The sequence below is a fragment of the Streptomyces formicae genome (assembly GCF_002556545.1).
Lineage (GTDB): Bacteria > Actinomycetota > Actinomycetes > Streptomycetales > Streptomycetaceae > Streptomyces > Streptomyces formicae_A.
In genome coordinates, this window is sequence record NZ_CP022685.1 from 1,186,671 (window position 1) to 1,203,925 (window position 17,255).

A 17,255-nucleotide genomic window follows, 5' to 3' on the forward strand; every position below is an offset into this window, starting at 1 on the left:
AACGCTCACCGACGTGCTAGTACGGACCCAAGCTCGCCTCAACTCCCCCGCGTGCCCCAGGAGGTTGCCGTGCCCTACCGCCGCTCGTCCGCCGTCACCGCGCTGGTGACGATCGCCGTCCTCACCCTCGGGGCCTGTGACTCCGAGGGGAGCGGCGCGCCGGAACCGAAGGCCGGGAGCAAGGCGGCACCGGGCCCCTCGGTGATCGCGCCGGGCAAGCCCGGCGAGAAGGCGTCCACCATGTCGGCCGAGGAGGCGGCCAAGCGGCGGACCGACGACGACACCCCGAACTCGGCCGACTTCACCTACACGCAGATGATGATCGTGCACCACGGCCAGGCGCTGACCATGACCGAACTCGCCCCGAAGCGGGCGGAGTCGGACAAGGTGAAGCGGCTCGCGTCCCGCATCGGCGCGGCGCAGAAGCCGGAGATCGGCGCGATGGAGCGCTGGCTCAAGAGCCACGGCGGGCCGCGCGAGCACGCGGGCCACGACCACGGCACGATGCCCGGCATGGCCACCGAGGCACAGTTGAAGCAGTTGCGCGCCGCCAAGGGCAAGGCGTTCGACGAGCTCTTCCTGAAGCTGATGATCACCCATCACCACGGCGCGATCACGATGGCCACGGACCTCCTCGCGGACGGCAACAACCTCCAGGTCGAGGAGATGGCGAACGACGTGGTGGCGCAGCAGACGAGCGAGATCGGCAGGATGCAGGACATGGAGTGAGGGCGCATCGGGCGGAGTTCACCTCCGCCGCTCCCCAACCGCGATGCGCTCAGCGGCGGTTGTGGCGCGGCGACAGGAAGCCCGCGTCCCTGGAGGCGGCGATGAGCTTGAGCGACTTGCGGCGGCTGCGACCCGTCGCGCTCATCACCGCGAGCACCGGGTCCCGCCCCTCGCGCTGGGCCGCGCGGTACTCCTCGGCGACGGTGCGCCGCCCCTCGGTGCCACGGGGCCAGGCCGGGCGGGCGCGGCTCGGCGCGGGCGGCTCCCGCGGGTGATGCGCGGCGTCCTCCGCCGGGGGCTCGACCACCTGGATCACTTCGACGGGTGCGGAAGGCACAGCGGGCGCGACAGGCACAGCGGGCGCGGCAGTCGCGACGGGTGCGGCCGTCGCGGCGAAGCCGTCCAGCACGGTCGGCGGCCTCGCGTACGGGTCCTGGCCGGGCAGTCGGCCGTCCGCCACCACCGCGAGCAGATCGACCTCGGCCCCGTCACCGAACATCAACCGCACCTGGAACCAGGGCGGCGGGAAGCTCTCGCCGTATCCGCCGCCGTCCCACCCGGTCGCCGCGCCCGGTCGATAGTGTTCAGAAAAGTCAATAGATGAGCTATTCAGCACAGAAGCATGCTAACTACGCGATCGCATTTGATCAGGAACGGCACGCACGGGGACGCGGGGCGGGACACCCCGACAGCGGACCCCCGAGGCCCCGCCCGTCGCGCCCCTCCCCCTGAGGGGGACGGAGTGCGATCCTGAGACCGTCCCGAGGTCACCTCGCGGAGGGAGCACCGCCGTGCTGCAGGTCGCCGTCGTCGGTTCGGGCCCCAGCGGGGTGTACGCCGCGCAGACCCTCGTCCAGCGGGACGGACCGCCCGAGGTGCGGGTCGACGTGCTCGACCGGCTGCCCTGCCCCTACGGCCTGGTCAGGTACGGCGTCGCGCCGGACCACGAGAAGATCAAGTCCCTGCAGAACAACCTCCGCACGGTTCTCGAACACGAGCGCGTGCGCTTCGTCGGCGGGGTCGAGATCGGCCCCGGCACCCTGCCTCCCGACCGGCTGCTCGACCTCTACCACGCGGTGGTCTACTGCGTGGGCGCCGCCGCGGACCGCAGGCTCGGGGTGCCCGGCGAGGACCTGCCGGGCAGCCACTCCGCCACCGAGTTCGTCTCCTGGTACAGCGCCCACCCCGACGTACTGACGGACGGCTTCCAGCAGGACGGTTTCGTACGCGGGGTGGAGTCCGCCGTCGTCATCGGGGTGGGCAACGTGGCGGTGGACGTCGCCCGGATACTGGCGCGCGGCGCCGCCGAACTGCGTCCCACGGACATGCCGGACGCGGCGCTCGGCGTGCTCGCGGACAGCCGGGTCCGCGAGGTCCACATGGTGGGCAGGCGCGGCCCCTCGCAGGCCCGGTTCACCACCAAGGAGCTGCGGGAGCTCGGCTCGCTGCCGGACACCGACATCGTGGTGGACCCGGCGGAGTTGGCGCTCGACCCGGCGTACACCGATCCCTCGGGACTGCCCGCGGCGACCCGGCGCAACGTCGAGGTCCTGCGCGGCTGGGCCCGGAACCCGGCTCCGGAACGCGCCCGGCGGATCCGGCTGCGCTTCTTCCTGCGCCCGGTGGCGCTGCACGCGGGAGCGGACGGCCGGGTGGCCTCGGTGCGCTGCGAACGCACGCTGCCCGACGGCAGGGGCGGCGTGACGGGGACCGGTCGGTTCGAGGACGTCGACGCCCAGTTGGTGCTGCGTTCGGTGGGCTATCGCGGGGTGCCGCTGGACGGGCTGCCGTTCGATCCGGCCCTCGGCACCGTGCCGCACGCGGCGGGCCGCGTGCTGCGCGACGGCGTCCCGTCACCCGGTGAGTACGTGGCGGGGTGGATCAAGCGCGGCCCCACCGGCGTCATCGGCACCAACCGGCCGTGCGCCAAGGAGACGGTCCTCTCCTTGCTGGCCGACGCCCCCGACCTCGTACGCAAGGCGGTGCCCGACGACCCGCTGGCGGCGCTCAGGGCCGCCGGTCTGCGTCCTGTCGAGTGGGCGGGATGGCAGGCCATCGAGCGCGCGGAGGCGGAGCTGGGCCGTTCGCTCGGCCGCGGCGTGGTGAAGATCCCGGACTGGGCGGGGCTGCGGGCGGCGGCCCGGGAGGCATCCGGCTGAGCGGCCTCGGGATGCGGTGCGGGTGCGCCCTGAAGGGGCGCGAGGAACTGCGCGACCAGCCCGGACGCACCCTTCGGGTGCTCAACCACCGCGCCCCGCAAAGTGGTTCGAGACCCCGCGAGTCAGCCCCGGTCCTCGTGCCGGTCCGCGTCCCTGGCGGCCGCGGCGAGCACGCTGTCGAGCAGGCCGGGAAAGAGTGAGTCCAGGGTGTCGCGGCGCAGCACGCTCAGCTTGGCCGTGCCGCGGTATATCTGCCGGATCACGCCGCTCTCGCGCAGCACGCGGAAGTGGTGGGTGCTGGTCGACTTGGTGACGGGCAGGTCGAAAGAGGAGCAGGAGAGCTCCGCGCCCTCCTCCTGTGCCAGATCGCGCACCACCCGCATGCGCATCGGGTCGGCGAGGGCGTGCAGCACGGCCTCGAGGCGGATGTCCTTGGCCGCGGGATGAACGAGCGTTCTGCTGCTGGTGGTGGCGGCGATGGTCATGGCTGCTCCTCGTCGTGCGCCCGGTGTCCGCGAGCGCTCCCGTCCGTACATCCGTGCATGCGCACCCCCGTGCTGGCGTACATCGAACAGCACCGGAGCGCGTCAGCCACCAGGTTTCCGGCACGCGGCGCGTCCGACACGACCGGGGGACCCCTTCCGGCCATCGTACGAGATCCATCATAGTTTGACATATGCCGTACTACGATGGTTACCGTACGAGCAGCACATCAGCCGTGACGAATGGAGTCCGCCGTGAGCGCGCTGTTCGAGCCGTACACCCTGCGATCGCTGACCATCCCCAACCGGGTCTGGATGCCCCCGATGTGCCAGTACTCGGCGCTGCCCGAGGGACCGGAGACCGGCGCCCCGCGGGACTGGCACCTCGCGCACTACGGGGCCCGCGCCACCGGCGGCACGGGCCTGATCATCGTCGAGGCCACCGCGGTCAGCCCGGAGGGCCGCATCAGCCCCTACGACCTGGGCATCTGGAACGACACACAGGTCGAGGCGTTCCGCCGCGTCACGGACTTCCTCAAGAGCCAGGGCGCCGTGCCGGGCGTGCAGATCGCCCACGCGGGCCGCAAGGCGTCGACCGAGCGGCCCTGGAAGGGCGGTGCCCCGCTAGGCGCCGAGGCGCACGGCTGGCAGCCCCTCGCACCGAGCCCGCTCGCCTTCGACGAGCGCCACCCGGTCCCGACGGAGCTGACCATCGCTCAGATCCAGGAGATCGTGGGGCAGTTCGCGGACGCCGCGCGGCGTTCGCTGGCCGCCGGGTTCGAGGTCGCCGAGATCCACGGCGCACACGGCTATCTGATCGGCGAGTTCCTCTCCCCGCACAGCAACGGGCGCACCGACGCCTACGGCGGCTCGTACGAGAACCGCACCCGCTTCGCCCTCGAAGTGGTCGACGCCGTACGGGCGGTGTGGCCCGAGGACAAGCCGCTGTTCTTCCGCGTCTCCGCCACCGACTGGCTGCCGGAGGACGGCTGGACGCCGGACGACACCGTCCGCCTCGCCGCCGACCTCAAGGAGCACGGCGTCGACCTGCTCGACGTCTCCACCGGGGGCAACGCGGCAGGTGTGCGCATTCCCGTCGGCCCCGGCTACCAAGTCCCCTTCGCCGCGCGGGTGAAGGCCGAGACGGAGCTGCCGGTGGCGGCCGTCGGTCTGATCACCGAGGTGGAGCAGGCCGAGAAGATCCTCGCCAACGGCGAGGCCGACGCGGTGCTCCTGGGCCGCGAACTGCTGCGCGACCCTTCGTGGGCGCGGCGCGCGGCACGCGAACTCGGCGCCGACGTCAGGGTTCCCGAGCAGTACCTGCGCTCCGTCTGATCTCCGCGGCCACCGGCCACCGGCTCACGTTCGCGGCGAGGTCACTCGGGGATCGCCGCGAGCGTGAAGGAGTGGCCCGCCGGGTCGGAGTAGGTCCGGGTGTCACGGGGGCCGCTGTTGTCCTTGGTGTCGATGGGGCGCGCGCCGAGCCCGACCACCTCGCGCTCCGCCTCGTCCATGTCCTCACGGGCGACCATGATGCGCAGGTGCGCCTGCTGGGAGTCCTCCGGCCTGGGCCAACTCGGCGGGATGTAATCGCGTTCCCTGTGCACGGCCAGACAGACGCCGTCCGCGTGCGCGACCTCCACGTAATCAGGGTCCTTGCTCAGCCGGACCTCCGCGCCGAGCACCCCGGCGTAGAACTCGGCGAGCCGCTCGGGCTCCGAGCAGTCGAGTACGAGCAAGGTGTTCTTGTGGACCGTCATGCCGCGACGGGTCCCCGCGAGCCGCCGCCCCAAACAGCGTCACGACCACCGGGTTTGCCCCTCACGATCACGGGCACTCGGGCGTTCATGGACTGGCTGAACCAGGCTGCCTGCGCCGACGCGGACCCCGACCTGTTCTTTCCCAGCGGCGGCGCGGGGCGCGCCCTGCACGACCGCACGGCGGCCAAGCGGATCTGTGCCCGCTGTCCGGTGCGCGGACTCTGCCTCGCCTGGGCCATGAGCACCCGGCAGGCCACCGGGGTGTGGGGCGGCACCTGCGAGGAGGAACGGGCGGTCCTGCGCAGGCAGTCACGGCGGTGAGCCTCACCCCGGGGGCGGACCCGACTCACTTCATCCACTCGTCCTCGTACCGCGCGTACGTTCCGTCGTGCGTGGCGAGGTGCACGAACTGATCGACGTACTCCTTGAACTCGTCGTCCCCGCGCGGCGTCGCGTACGCCTTCTCCGAGAAGGTGAAGGGCTCGTCGGGGTGGAGCGCGCACAGTTCGGGGTGGATCTTCGACTGATAGAGCGTCTCGCTGGCGTCCGTCATCATCACGTCCGCGCGGCCTTCGACGATCTCCTGGAAGATCGTGGTGTTCTCCGGGTGGAGCTTGATGGTCGCCTGCTTGATGTTCGCCCGGGCGAACTGCTCGTTCGTGCCACCGGGGTTTACGACGACCGTCGTGCCCGGCTTGTCGATGTCCGCGAGGGCGCCCTCGCCGAACTTCTCCTTGTCGGCGCAGCGCACGATCGGCGTCTTGCCGTCCTCGCGCGTGGGCTCGCTGAAGTACACCTGGCGAGCGCGCGGCAGCGTGATCGAGACGCCGCCGACACCGATGTCGCAGCGGCCCGCCGCCACGTCCTTGGTCAGATTCGCCCACGTGGTGGCGGTGAACCTCGGCTTCGCTTCGAGGCTCTTGGCCAGGTCGCGCGCCATCTTGATGTCCACGCCGCTGTACGTGCCGTCGGCGGGGTCGAGCTTGGTGAAGGGGGCGTAGTCACCGGTCGTGCAGACCCTCAGGACGCCCTTCTTCGGGACGGTGTCGAGGAGGCTCCCGTGGTGCCGGTCGGGACGTCCTTCCGGCCGCCGGGCCGCGTCGGGCGACGCGGGCGCGGCGGCCGTGACGGCCAGGAGACAGACCAGGGCGGACAGGGTGGCGGCACGCTTCACGGGGGCTCCTCTGCGCGGTGGGCGGCTCGAAGGGATCACCTTCCCAGACCCGTTCGCGCCGGTGAACCCCCTTCTCACCTGGCGAGCGGCGACAGCTGGACGGGCGTCAGGTCCGGCGCGGATTCCGCGTACGCGTCCTCGTCGAACGGGTAGAGCGGCCGCTCGACGCGGTGGTGTCCCAGGCGCAGCAGGTCCTGGTCGACGCCGCCGGGTGTGAGGGCGAGCAGCCAGTCGGCGGCCATGTCGTGGAGTTCCGGCTCCAGGTAGCCGATCTTCACGACCACCAGGTCGTACGTGCGGGGGTCGATGCCGAGGCCGCCGTCCTCGGGGCCCATGAAGTCGGCGAGGGTGTGGAACGGCTTGCGGCGCTCGACGAGGACGACCGTCAGGCCGCCGCTGCGCACGGCCGCCATGTCGACGCCTCGGTCGTACGCGCCGCCCTCCGCCCGGTCCTTCTGCTCGGTGGCGCGCTGCAACGCCACGACGGTGCCGGTGAGTTCGTACGGTCCCCCGTGGTTCGCGTCGACCTTACCGCCGACGCTCAGGGTGACCTCGGCGCCCACGCCCGCCGCGAAGCAGTGGGCGACGGCGACCGGGTCGGTGATGCCGGGGTGGACGGCGGTGACCCGGCCCGTGCGCACGGCGTCGTTCTCCAGGAGCTTGCCGAGCATGTACGCCAGGTCGCCCGCGCCGCCCGCGGTCGGGTTGTCGCCCGAGTCGCTGATCAGGAAGGGGCGCTTGTCGGACGCGACGGCCTGCTCGACGCATTCCTCGGCGCTGCCGGTGGGGCCGACGAAGACGAAGTCACGGCGCGCGTCCCAGTAGCGCCGTGCGAGCTTCTCGGCCTCGGCCCCGGCGAGTTCGGCGTTCTCGCCGGTGACGACGATCGCGGCCTTGCAGCGCGGCTCGTCGGCCCAGGCGTAGCCGACCCACATCGCGGCGTCGAGGATGCCGGGCAGCCGCTCGATGTCGGCGAGCGAGGCGTAGAGGGAGGTGGCGGGCTCCAGGCGCGTGCTGGTCTTCTCGCCGGGGAGCAGGACGGGGACCTGGACCCAGGCGCGGTGCGGCCGGATGCCGTCGAGGAGGCAGCGCACGAGGTTGCGGGCGGCGCGCTCGCGGGTCTCCCAGGCGTCCTCGTGCGGGGCGAGGCGGTGGGCGGTGAGCAGGTCGATCGGCTCGGCGAAGCGGCGCGAGACGTTGCCGTGCAGGTCCATCGCGGTGGAGATCATGGGGCGGCCCGTGTCGTCCGGCGTGCCCACGAAGTCCAGGGCGGCGCGCACCGCTTCGGTGAGGTCGGCCTCCGCGTCGGTCAGGCCGATGACGCTCATCGCGCCGTGGATGTCGTAGACGAGGCCGTCGAGGGGGCCCGCTTCCCGCAGGCGCGTGACGAGTTCGTCCTTGAGGGTGAGGTACGACTCCGCTTCCACCGGGCCGCCGGGCAGCGCGGTCGCGTGCAGCAGCGGCACCCACTCCACGGTCTCCGCGAGGTCGGAGTCCGGCCGCGTCCAGGTGTAGCGGTCGAGGAGGTCCTGGCCCCGGGTCTGCCGGAAGTCGTCGGTGGTGGAGCGGTGCGGACAGAACGTGGACGACTCGATGCCGATGCCGCCGATGCCGATGCGCAGGCGGCGGTGGTTCGCGGAGGGGGTCATGCGGGTGCGCTCTCTTCCTGGGACGCGGCGGGTGCGGGGGCCGTCGGGGAGGTGGGCAGGTGGTGGCGCAGCGCGGTGAGGCCCGCGCCGAGCAGGCCCGCGTCGACACCGGTCACGGTGGTGGTGATGTCGAGGTCGGCGGTGGCGAGCGGCAGGCAGCGCTCGTAGAGGACCCCGCGCACGGCGGCGACCAGCGGCTCCGCGGTGGCGAGGACCCCGCCGAGCGCCACGGCCTGCGGGTTGAAGAAGTTGACGACGACGGACAGGACGGTGCCGATGTGCCGTCCCGCCGTGCGCACCAGCGTGGTGGCCTGCGGGTCGCCGTCCGCGACAAGGCGCAGCAGGTCCGTGGTGTCGGCCACCTCGACGCCCTGTCCGGCCAGTTCGCGGATCAGCGCGGCACCGCTGGCGACGGTCTCCAGGCAGCCGATGTTGCCGCAGCTGCACGGCCGGTCGCCCGCCGCGTCGACGCGTACGTGGCTGATGTCGCCCGCGCTGCCGTTGGCGCCGTCGTGCGGGCGGCCCGCGGAGATGACGCCGCTGCCGATGCCCCGGCCCGCCTTGACGACGACGAGGTGGTCGAGTTCGGGGCGCCCGACACGGTGTTCGCCGACGGCCATCATCGTGGCGTCGTTGTCGACGGTGACGGGGATGCCGAGCCGCTCGGCGAGGACGTCGCGGAGGGGGTAGCGGTGCCAGCCCGGCATGCGGGACGGGCTCAGGACCCGTCCCGTCCCCGGCTGGACGGGGCCGGGGAAGGCGACGCCGAACGCGCGCACCGCGCGCCCCTCGGCGCGGTGGCGGGCCACGAGCGCGTCGGCCTGGCCGCAGAGCCAGTCGACGGCGGACTCGGGACCCGCGGTGATGTCGTGCGGCAGGTCGACGGCGTCCGTGACGGTGCCGCCCGCGTCGACCGCGCCGAGCCGCGCGTGATGGCTGCCGAGGTCGGCGGCGAGGGCGACGCCGCCGTGCGCGGCCACCCGAAGGAGGCGTGGTCGGCGGCCGCCGCGCGACGCGCCCTCGCCGGACTCGGTGAGCAGCCCGGCGTCGACCAGCTCCTGGACCCGCAGGGAGACCGTCGAGGGGGCGAGGCCCAGCTCGCGCACGAGGTCGGCCCGGGAGGTGGCCGCCCCCGAGGAGACCAGGTGCACGATGTGCTGCGCCGAACCTGGCTCGCCGAGTGGTGTTCCGGCCATACCGCCCCCATTTACTTCGAAGCTTTCGTTCGAGAACGATACGAACTCTAGGTTCGCTCGAAGCAAGTTGGCTAGCCCTATCGGATTTTCCTCTTCTTGCCGAACGAAGCTATTGACTTGTTTTTCGCCTCCGGCCTAGCGTTCGGGCGCCGCCCCGTCGTTCTCCGGCACGGGGCCGCCACGTATCCCTTGGAGGCCCATCGCCATGCGCTCATTCAGGTCCACGGCGGCAGCCCTGCTCGTCCTCGCGGCGGCGCTGACGGGCTGCACCCGCGAGGGCGGCCGCATCGACATGGGCCCCACCGGCGGCACCCCGGTCGAGGGCGGCACCGCGACGATGGCGCTGCCACCGGCCTCGACGCCCAACTGGATCTTCCCGATCGGCGCGCCCGGCTACGGCGGCTCGTACAACTACGGGATCCAGTCGCTGCTCTTCCTGCCGGTCTACAGCCCCGTGCAGGACAAGGCGAAGGGCGAGCTGACCACGCACGACACCAGCACGCTCGGCCTGAAGCCGAAGTACAGCGACGGCAACAGGACGGTGACCGTGCCGCTGCGCGAGGGCGTGCGGTGGTCCGACGGGAAGCCCGTCACCGCCCGCGACCTGGAATTCTGGTTCCACCTGGTCAAGGCCAACAAGGCGGACTGGGGCAGCTATTCGGTCGGCACGATGCCCGACAACGTCAAGCGGTTCGAGACGCTCGACGACCACACCGTGCGGCTGCACCTGACCCGCGCGTACAACCCCGACTGGTTCACCGCCAATCAGCTGACCCTGATGCGGGCGCTGCCCCAGCACGCCTGGGACGCGAAGACCGACGGGGGGAAGATCGGCGACTGGGACCGCACCCCCGCGGGCGCCAAGGCGGTCTTCGCCCGGCTCACCCAGCACGCCAAGAGCCTCGGCTCGTACGGTTCCGACCCGCTCTGGAAGACCGTCAACGGGCCCTGGAAGCTGGCCGGATGGCGTGACAGCGGTCAGGTCACCCTCGTGCCGAACGAGAAGTTCACCGGCCCGAAGGCGGAGCGCCCGCACCTCGACAAGGTCGTCTTCAAGCCCTTCACGACCGCCGACTCCGAGTACAACGTGCTGCGTTCGGGCGGTGTCGACTACGGCTACATCCCGCCGTCGGTGATGGCGCAGAAGGAGAAGTTCGAGGAGAAGGGGTACCGCGTCGATCCGTGGGAGGGCTGGGCGGCGACGTACATCGTCTACAACTTCAACTCCACCCACGCGGGCCCCCTGATGCGCCAGCTCTACATCCGCAGGGCCATGCAGCACCTCGTCGACCAGAAGGCGATGAGCGACGTCATCTGGCAGGGCAGCGCGACGCCGACGCTCGGTCCCGTGCCGGTCACGCCGAAGAGCCAGTACCTCTCCGAGGCGATGGAGCGGAACCGGTACCCCTTCGACGTGGCGAAGGCACAGCGGCTGCTCGCCGACCACGGCTGGCGCACCGAGGACGGCACGGCGCGCTGCGTACGGCCGGGTACGGGCGACGACCGGTGCGGCGCGGGCATCGAGGAGAACGACCCGCTCGAACTCACTCTGCTCTCCCAGTCGGGTTCGACCGAGACGACGAACATGATGCAGGAGCTGAAGTCGTCACTCTCCAAGGCCGGTATCCAACTGACCGTCCGCCAGCAGCCGTTGAACTCCGTCCTCGGCAACTCCGTGCCGTGCGAGGCCAAGGACCCCGGCTGTGACTGGGACATGTCCTTCTTCGGCACCGCGGGCAGCTGGTACTACCCGCTCAATCCCAGTGGCGAACTGCTCTTCTCCACAGGCGCCTCCGCCAACTTCGGCAACTACAGCGACAAGAAGGCCGACCGCATCATCCGGGGCGTGCAGTACTCCCCCGACATGAAGTCCGTGCACAAGTACGGCGAGTACCTCGCCGACCAGCTGCCCGTCATGTGGATGCCCAACCCGGCGTACCAGGTCTCCGTGATCCGCAACGACCTGCGCGGCATCGGCCAGAACCCGACGATCACCTTCGCACCCCAGTACTGGTACTACGTCAAGAAGAAGGGGGCCGAGAAGTGACCGGCTTCACCGGCTTTCTGGTCAAGCGTTTCCTCCAGGCGATCGTCGTCCTCTTCCTGGTGTCGGTCATCGTCTTCGTGCTCCTGCACCTGCTGCCGGGCGGCCCCGCGCGCGCCATCCTCGGCCCCAAGGGAACACCGCAGCAGATCGAGCACTTCAACCACCAGCAGGGGTACGACCGTTCGCTGCCGACGCAGTACGCGATGTATCTGAAGCGGCTGCTCACGGGCGACCTCGGCGAGTCCTTCAAGCTCAACTCGCCGGTCTTCGAACTGCTCAAGCAGCGGCTGCCCAAGACACTGCTCCTGACCGTCCTCTCCACCGCGCTCGCCGTGCTCATCGCCGTCCCGCTGGGCCTGGTGCAGGCCGTGCGGCGCGGCAAGGCGACGGACTACGCCCTCACCGGGCTCGCCTTCCTGCTGTACGCGACGCCGGTGTTCTTCCTCGGTCTCATCATGATCATCCTGTTCGCGCAGGTCATGCCGGTCTTCCCGGCGGAGGCACCGCAGGGCGAGACGATCGGTGAACTCCTGCGCGACGCCAGCGGGTTGGTGCTCCCCGTGGTCACCATGGCGTTCGGCATCATCGCGATGTTCAGCCGCTACATGCGCTCAGCCGTCCTCGACAACCTCACCGAGGAATACGTCCGCACCGCGATGGCGAAGGGCCAGTCGAGCCGCCGGATCATGGTCAGGCACGTCCTGCGCAACGCGCTGATCCCGCTCGCCACCCTGCTCGGCCTCTATCTGCCGACCCTGTTCAGCGGCGCCCTCGTCGTCGAGTCGATGTTCAACTACCCCGGCATGGGGCTGCTGTTCTGGAACGCGGCGCAGGGCTCCGACTTCCCCGTACTGCTCGGCGTGACGCTCGTCGTCGGTGTCGCCACCGTCGTCGGCTCGCTGCTCACCGACGTCCTGTACGCCGTCCTCGACCCCCGGATACGGAGCGTGGCATGAGTACCACGGTCGCCCCCGACATCGCTCCCGGCCAGGAAGAGGCCGCACAGGCCACCCCTTCCCTCGCCCGCCGCACGCTCCAGGTCTTCACCGGCAACAAGCTCGCCCTGACCGGCGTGGTCGTCCTGGGCCTGCTGCTCGTGTTCAGCTACCTCGGGCCGCTGGTGTACGACACCGAGCAGGTCCACACCGACCTCGCGCAGGCGAACCTGCCGCCGGGCAGCCCGGGCCACCTCCTGGGCACCACCGACCTCGGCTACGACATGATCGGCCGGCTGATGGTCGCCGGGCAGACCTCGCTCGAAATCGGCCTGGCCGCAGGTCTGTTGGCCACTCTCTTCGGCACCGTGTACGGCGCCGTCGCAGGCTACTTCGGCGGCTGGGTCGACGCCACGATGATGCGGATCACCGATGCGGCGCTCGCCATTCCCGCGATGTTCCTGCTCGTCGTGGTCGCCGCGATCATCACGCCGAGCAAGGGCGTCCTGATCGTCATCATCGCGTCGGTGGCCTGGCTCTCCCCCGCCCGTCTGGTGCGCGGCGAGGCCCTCTCGCTGCGCGACCGCGAGTACGTCCAGGCCATGCGGATGATGGGCGGCGGTGGCGCGCGGGCCGTCTTCAAGCACATCGTGCCGAACGCGATCGGCACGGTCATCGTCAACTGCACGTTCCAGATCGCCGACGCGATCCTCTACGTCAGCTACCTCGCCTTCCTGGGGCTCAGCATTCCGCCGCCGTCAGCCGACTGGGGCTCGATGCTGTCGGCAGGCATCACCTACACCCAGAACGGCTACTGGTGGCTGATCTTCCCGCCGGGCATCGCGATCGTCCTGGTCGTCGCCGCGTTCAACTTCATCGGTGACGGGCTGCGGGACGCCTTCGAAGTACGGCTGCGGAAGTAAAGGGAGCCCCAGAGAAATGACCGTGATGACCGAGCCCCTGCTCACGATCGACGACCTGCGCGTCGACATCGCCTCGCGCGAACGCACCGTGCACGCCCTCGACGGCGTCAGCCTGCGCCTGGCCCCCGGCGAGGCCCTCGGCATCGTCGGGGAGTCCGGCTGCGGCAAGACCATGACCGCGCTCAGCGTCCTCGGCCTGCTGCCGCCGGGCGGCCGCGTCACCGGCGGCCGCGTGCTGTTCGAGGGGCAGGACCTGGCCGCCGCCCCCGCGCCCGTCCTCCAGGACGTCCGGGGCAACACCATCGGCATGGTCTTCCAGGACCCGCTGACCTCGCTCAACCCGACGATGACGATCGGCGCGCAGGTGGCGGAGCCGCTGCTCCTGCACCGCGAGGGCATCACGAAGAAGGAGGCCTGGGCGCGCGCCCAGGAGATGCTGCGCCTGGTCGGCATGCCACAGCCCGCCGAGCGCATGAAGGCCTACCCGCACCAGCTGTCCGGCGGCATGCGCCAGCGCGTGGCCATCGCGATGGCCCTGGTCTGCGAGCCGAAGCTGCTCATCGCCGACGAACCGACCACGGCGCTCGACGTGACGACGCAGCACCAGATCCTGGAGCTCGTCGACGATCTGCGCGAGCGCCTGGGCATGGCGATGATCCTGGTCACCCACGACCTCGGGGTGATCGCCAACCGCGTGGACCGGGTCGCGGTGATGTACGCGGGCAAGGTCGCCGAACAGTCCGACGTGCAGGACCTGTTCGCGCGCCCCCGGCACCGCTACACCGAGGCGCTCTTCGCGGCGCTGCCCGAGCGCGCGGCGGGGCGCGGCACGGAACTGCACACCATCCCCGGCCTGCCGCCGAACCTCTCGGTACGGCCCACCGGTTGCCGCTTCGCGCCGCGCTGCACCTTCGCCACGGACACGTGCCGCACCGAGGAACCGCTGCTCGCGGACGACGAAGTGCGGGGCGCGGGACACCGGTTCGCCTGTTTCCATCCGGTGCCGGACGAGGTCGTATCGGAGGACGAGGTGGTGATGCCGCCGCCCGCCCCGCCGTTGACGGCACCCGGCGACGTCCTCCTCGAACTCGACGGCCTTGTGAAGGAGTTCCCCCTCAAGGGCGGCCCCTTCTCGCGCCGTCGCGGCACGGTCAGCGCGGTCGGCGGGGTGTCCCTGGAGATCCGCAGGGGCGAGACGTTCGGCATGGTCGGCGAGTCCGGCTGCGGCAAGACGACGCTGGGGCGCGTCGTGGCGGGCCTGGAGGAGCCGACCGGTGGCGCCGTGCGCTTCGAGGGACGCGACCCCTCGGGCCTTTCGCGCTCGGAGCGCCGCGCGCACCGGCGCCGCGTCCAGCTGATGTTCCAGGACTCCACGGCCGCGATGGATCCGCGCATGCGGGTCGGCGAGATCCTGCGCGAGCCGCTCGTCATCCAGGGCGTCGGCGACCGCGCCCACCAGGAGGAGCTGGTCGGCGAACTCCTCGACGCCGTCGGCCTGCCGCGCGGCGCCGTGCACCGCTACCCGCACGAGTTCTCCGGCGGCCAGCGCCAACGCCTGGGGCTGGCTCGCGTGTTGACGCTCTCCCCCGATCTGGTGGTGGCCGACGAGCCGGTCTCCGCGCTCGACGTGTCCGTGCAGGCGCAGATCCTCAACCTGATGCGCGACCTGCAACGCGAGCGCGGCCTGACCTATCTGTTCATCTCGCACGACCTGGCGGTGGTGCGTCACCTGGCGGACACCGTCGGCGTGATGTACCTGGGCAAGCTGGTCGAGTCGGGACCCGCCGAGCAGGTGTACGCCCAGCCGCTGCACCCCTATACCCGGGGACTGCTCGACACGGTGAACCTGCCCGACCCCGAGGCAGCGTCCGGCACGGAGCGCACCCCGCTGGAGGGTGAGACGCCGTCGGCGGCCGGCCCGCCCTCGGGCTGCCGCTTCCGCACCCGCTGCCCCGTCGCTCAGGACGTGTGCGCCACCACCGAGCCGCCGGTCAGCACCCCGCTCGGCGCGGGACACCAGGTCGCCTGCCACTTCCCGCTGGCCGCGCCTCGGCTAGCGTCGACGGCGTGAAAGCCGACAAGGTGACCCTCACGGACGCCCTCGCGCGCCGCCCCGTCGTGCTCGACGGCGGCCTCTCCCACCAGCTGGAGGCCGCCGGGCACGACCTGGGCGACGCGCTGTGGTCCGCGCGGCTGCTCGCCGACGCCCCCGAGACCATCGAGACGGCGCACCGCACGTACTACGCGGCAGGCGCCGACGTCGCGATCACCGCGAGCTACCAGGCGACGTACGAGGGGTTCGCGCGGCGCGGCATCGACGCGGCCCGCACCACGGAACTCCTGCGCCTGAGCGTGGAGCTGGCGCGCCGCGCCGGTGCCGACGCCGGACGGGACGTCTGGGTGGCCGCGTCGGCGGGCCCGTACGGCGCGATGCTCGCGGACGGCTCCGAGTACCGGGGGCGGTACGGCCTCGGCGTGGACGAGCTCGAACGTTTCCACCGGCCGCGCCTGGAGACCCTCGCCGGGGCGGCGCCCGACGTCCTCGCCCTGGAGACGGTCCCCGACACCGACGAGGCGCGGGCTCTGCTGCGGGCGGTGCGCGGGCTCGGGGTGCCCGCCTGGCTGTCGTACAGCGTCGCGGGCGGGTTCACGCGCGCGGGGCAACCGCTCACGGAGGCCTTCGCGCTCGCCGCCGACGCCGACGAGGTCATCGCCGTCGGTGTGAACTGCTGCGATCCGCGTGACGCGGACACGGCGGTGGCGCTCGCCGCGCGGATCACCGGCAAGCCCGTGGTCGTCTACCCCAACAGCGGGGAGCACTGGGACGCGGCGGCCCGCGCGTGGCGGGGCCCCGTGAGCTTCACGGCGGGCCGGGTCGCGGGGTGGCGGGCGTCGGGGGCGCGGCTGGTCGGCGGCTGCTGCCGGGTGGGGCCCGCGACGGTCTCGCAGGTGGCTGACGAGCTGTCGCGGGAGTAGCCGCCGGACCCGGGACACGGCTCTGACCTGCGCGGACACCCGCTCCAGGGGTGACTGTCAGTGCCGGGGTGCAGACTGGCCGGTACCTGAGACAACGACGTCCCGGAGGTGGTCGGCATGTCCGACGTCATCCTGACCGTAGGTACTCGCAAGGGCCTCTTCATCGGCCGCAGGCGCGGTGGCGCCTGGGAGTTCGACGACAGCCCCTACTTCAACGCGCAAGCCGTCTATTCCGTGGCGATCGACACCCGCGGCTCGACCCCGCGCCTGCTCGTCGGCGGTGACAGCGCGCACTGGGGCCCGTCGGTCTTCCACTCCGACGACCTCGGCGCCACCTGGACCGAGCCGTCCAAGCCCGCGGTCAAGTTCCCCAAGGACACCGGGGCCTCGCTGGAGCGCGTCTGGCAGCTGCACCCCGCGGCCGCCGAACCGGACGTGGTGTACGCGGGCACGGAACCGGCCGCGCTGTACCGCTCGGAGGACCGGGGCGAGAGTTTCAGCCTCGTACGACCACTCTGGGAGCATCCCACCCGCTCCAAATGGGTGCCAGGAGGCGGCGGCGAGGGGCTGCACACGGTGCTCACGGACGCCCGCGACGCCCGCGCGGTGACGGTCGCGGTGTCCACCGCCGGATTGTTCCGCACCGTGGACGGCGGCGAGAGCTGGGCCCCGTCGAACCACGGCGTCTCCGCGGTGTTCCTGCCCGAGACCGACCCCGAGTTCGGCCAGTGCGTGCACAAGGTCGCGCGGGACGCGGCCGACCCCGACCGGCTGTACCTGCAGAACCACTGGGGCGTCTACCGAAGCGACGACGCGGGCGCCAACTGGACGGACATCGGGGAGGGACTGCCCTCCGACTTCGGCTTCGCCGCGGTCGCCCACCCGCACCGCGGTGGCACGGCGTACGTCTTCCCGATCACCGCGGACAGCGACCGGGTCCCCGCCGACCACCGGTGCCGGGTCTACCGCACGGCCGACGCGGGCAAGACCTGGGAGCCGCTGAGCGCGGGCCTGCCCCAGGAGGACCACTACGGCACCGTGCTGCGCGACGCCATGTGCAGCGACGACAGCGACCCGGCGGGCATCTACTTCGGCAATCGCAACGGCGAGGTGTACGCGTCGGCGGACGACGGCGACAGCTGGCGGCAACTGGCCTCGCACCTGCCGGACGTGCTCTGCGTGCGGGCCGCGGCCATCGGTTGATCGGCGGGGGCGTTACGGCAGT

Annotated in this window: 16 protein-coding genes; 10 read left to right on the forward strand and 6 right to left on the reverse strand. The window is 71.6% G+C overall.

The annotated features are described in order from the left end of the window. Nucleotides 1-51: 51 nt before the first annotated feature. Nucleotides 52-729 carry a DUF305 domain-containing protein gene (locus tag KY5_RS04745; RefSeq protein WP_098241009.1) on the forward strand — a complete coding sequence of 226 codons (678 nt, stop codon included), beginning with the start codon at nucleotides 52-54 and terminating at the stop codon, nucleotides 727-729. A gap of 49 nt (nucleotides 730-778) precedes the next feature. Here KY5_RS04745 and KY5_RS04750 read toward each other — a convergent pair whose 3' ends face one another. After that, nucleotides 779-1,345: a DUF6214 family protein gene (locus tag KY5_RS04750; protein ID WP_324960087.1), complete on the reverse strand. Its 567-nt coding sequence runs from the start codon at nucleotides 1,343-1,345 to the stop codon at nucleotides 779-781. 175 nt (nucleotides 1,346-1,520) lie between these two features. Between KY5_RS04750 and KY5_RS04755 the strand changes: the two genes are divergently transcribed. After that, entirely contained in the window at nucleotides 1,521-2,888 is a 1,368-nt protein-coding gene (locus KY5_RS04755; RefSeq protein ID WP_098241011.1) for an FAD-dependent oxidoreductase, read from the forward strand. A gap of 122 nt (nucleotides 2,889-3,010) precedes the next feature. Here KY5_RS04755 and KY5_RS04760 read toward each other — a convergent pair whose 3' ends face one another. Then, nucleotides 3,011-3,373 (reverse strand): ArsR/SmtB family transcription factor, encoded by a 363-nt coding sequence (locus KY5_RS04760; RefSeq protein WP_098241012.1) that lies wholly within the window; start codon nucleotides 3,371-3,373, stop codon nucleotides 3,011-3,013. A 252-nt stretch (nucleotides 3,374-3,625) separates the two neighbouring features. On the opposite strand from KY5_RS04760, the gene KY5_RS04765 reads away from it, so the two are divergent. Then, on the forward strand, nucleotides 3,626-4,705 hold the full coding sequence (locus KY5_RS04765) for an NADH:flavin oxidoreductase/NADH oxidase (RefSeq protein WP_098247060.1): 1,080 nt from the start codon (nucleotides 3,626-3,628) through the stop codon (nucleotides 4,703-4,705). A 41-nt stretch (nucleotides 4,706-4,746) separates the two neighbouring features. On the opposite strand, the gene KY5_RS04770 is transcribed toward KY5_RS04765, so the two are convergent. After that, nucleotides 4,747-5,130 (reverse strand): VOC family protein, encoded by a 384-nt coding sequence (locus KY5_RS04770; protein WP_098241013.1) that lies wholly within the window; start codon nucleotides 5,128-5,130, stop codon nucleotides 4,747-4,749. Between the two features lie 87 nt (nucleotides 5,131-5,217). Between KY5_RS04770 and KY5_RS04775 the strand changes: the two genes are divergently transcribed. Beyond that, complete coding sequence (locus KY5_RS04775) at nucleotides 5,218-5,451, forward strand: WhiB family transcriptional regulator (protein ID WP_098247061.1); 234 nt, start codon at nucleotides 5,218-5,220, stop codon at nucleotides 5,449-5,451. Nucleotides 5,452-5,476: 25 nt separating this feature from the next. Here the strand turns inward: KY5_RS04775 and KY5_RS04780 are convergent, their stop codons facing one another. The 3 genes from KY5_RS04780 to KY5_RS04790 form a co-directional block, all read right to left on the reverse strand. Next, entirely contained in the window at nucleotides 5,477-6,304 is an 828-nt protein-coding gene (locus KY5_RS04780) for a transporter substrate-binding domain-containing protein (protein WP_098241014.1), read from the reverse strand. A 74-nt stretch (nucleotides 6,305-6,378) separates the two neighbouring features. Beyond that, the gene (locus tag KY5_RS04785) at nucleotides 6,379-7,953 is read right to left on the reverse strand and encodes a M81 family metallopeptidase (RefSeq protein WP_098241015.1); all 1,575 of its coding nucleotides are present in this window, start codon (nucleotides 7,951-7,953) and stop codon (nucleotides 6,379-6,381) included. Next, nucleotides 7,950-9,149: an ROK family transcriptional regulator gene (locus tag KY5_RS04790; protein WP_098241016.1), complete on the reverse strand. Its 1,200-nt coding sequence runs from the start codon at nucleotides 9,147-9,149 to the stop codon at nucleotides 7,950-7,952. The genes KY5_RS04785 and KY5_RS04790 overlap by 4 nt, the downstream gene beginning before the upstream one ends. Before the next feature lie 205 nt (nucleotides 9,150-9,354). On the opposite strand from KY5_RS04790, the gene KY5_RS04795 reads away from it, so the two are divergent. The 6 genes from KY5_RS04795 (at nucleotide 9,355) to KY5_RS04820 (ending at nucleotide 17,233) form a co-directional block, all read left to right on the forward strand. After that, nucleotides 9,355-11,196, forward strand: coding sequence for a peptide ABC transporter substrate-binding protein (locus tag KY5_RS04795; protein ID WP_098241017.1), 1,842 nt, complete (start codon nucleotides 9,355-9,357; stop codon nucleotides 11,194-11,196). Beyond that, entirely contained in the window at nucleotides 11,193-12,152 is a 960-nt protein-coding gene (locus KY5_RS04800; protein WP_098241018.1) for an ABC transporter permease, read from the forward strand. Before KY5_RS04795 ends, KY5_RS04800 begins: the two co-directional genes overlap by 4 nt. Further along, complete coding sequence (locus tag KY5_RS04805; protein WP_199842933.1) at nucleotides 12,149-13,054, forward strand: ABC transporter permease; 906 nt, start codon at nucleotides 12,149-12,151, stop codon at nucleotides 13,052-13,054. Before KY5_RS04800 ends, KY5_RS04805 begins: the two co-directional genes overlap by 4 nt. 25 nt (nucleotides 13,055-13,079) lie before the next feature. Beyond that, complete coding sequence (locus tag KY5_RS04810) at nucleotides 13,080-15,125, forward strand: ABC transporter ATP-binding protein (RefSeq protein WP_098247063.1); 2,046 nt, start codon at nucleotides 13,080-13,082, stop codon at nucleotides 15,123-15,125. Next, nucleotides 15,122-16,030, forward strand: coding sequence for a homocysteine S-methyltransferase (mmuM, locus tag KY5_RS04815; protein ID WP_098241019.1), 909 nt, complete (start codon nucleotides 15,122-15,124; stop codon nucleotides 16,028-16,030). The genes KY5_RS04810 and mmuM overlap by 4 nt, the downstream gene beginning before the upstream one ends. 117 nt (nucleotides 16,031-16,147) lie before the next feature. Continuing rightward, nucleotides 16,148-17,233 (forward strand): WD40/YVTN/BNR-like repeat-containing protein, encoded by a 1,086-nt coding sequence (locus KY5_RS04820; RefSeq protein ID WP_199842935.1) that lies wholly within the window; start codon nucleotides 16,148-16,150, stop codon nucleotides 17,231-17,233. Nucleotides 17,234-17,255 lie beyond the last annotated feature (22 nt).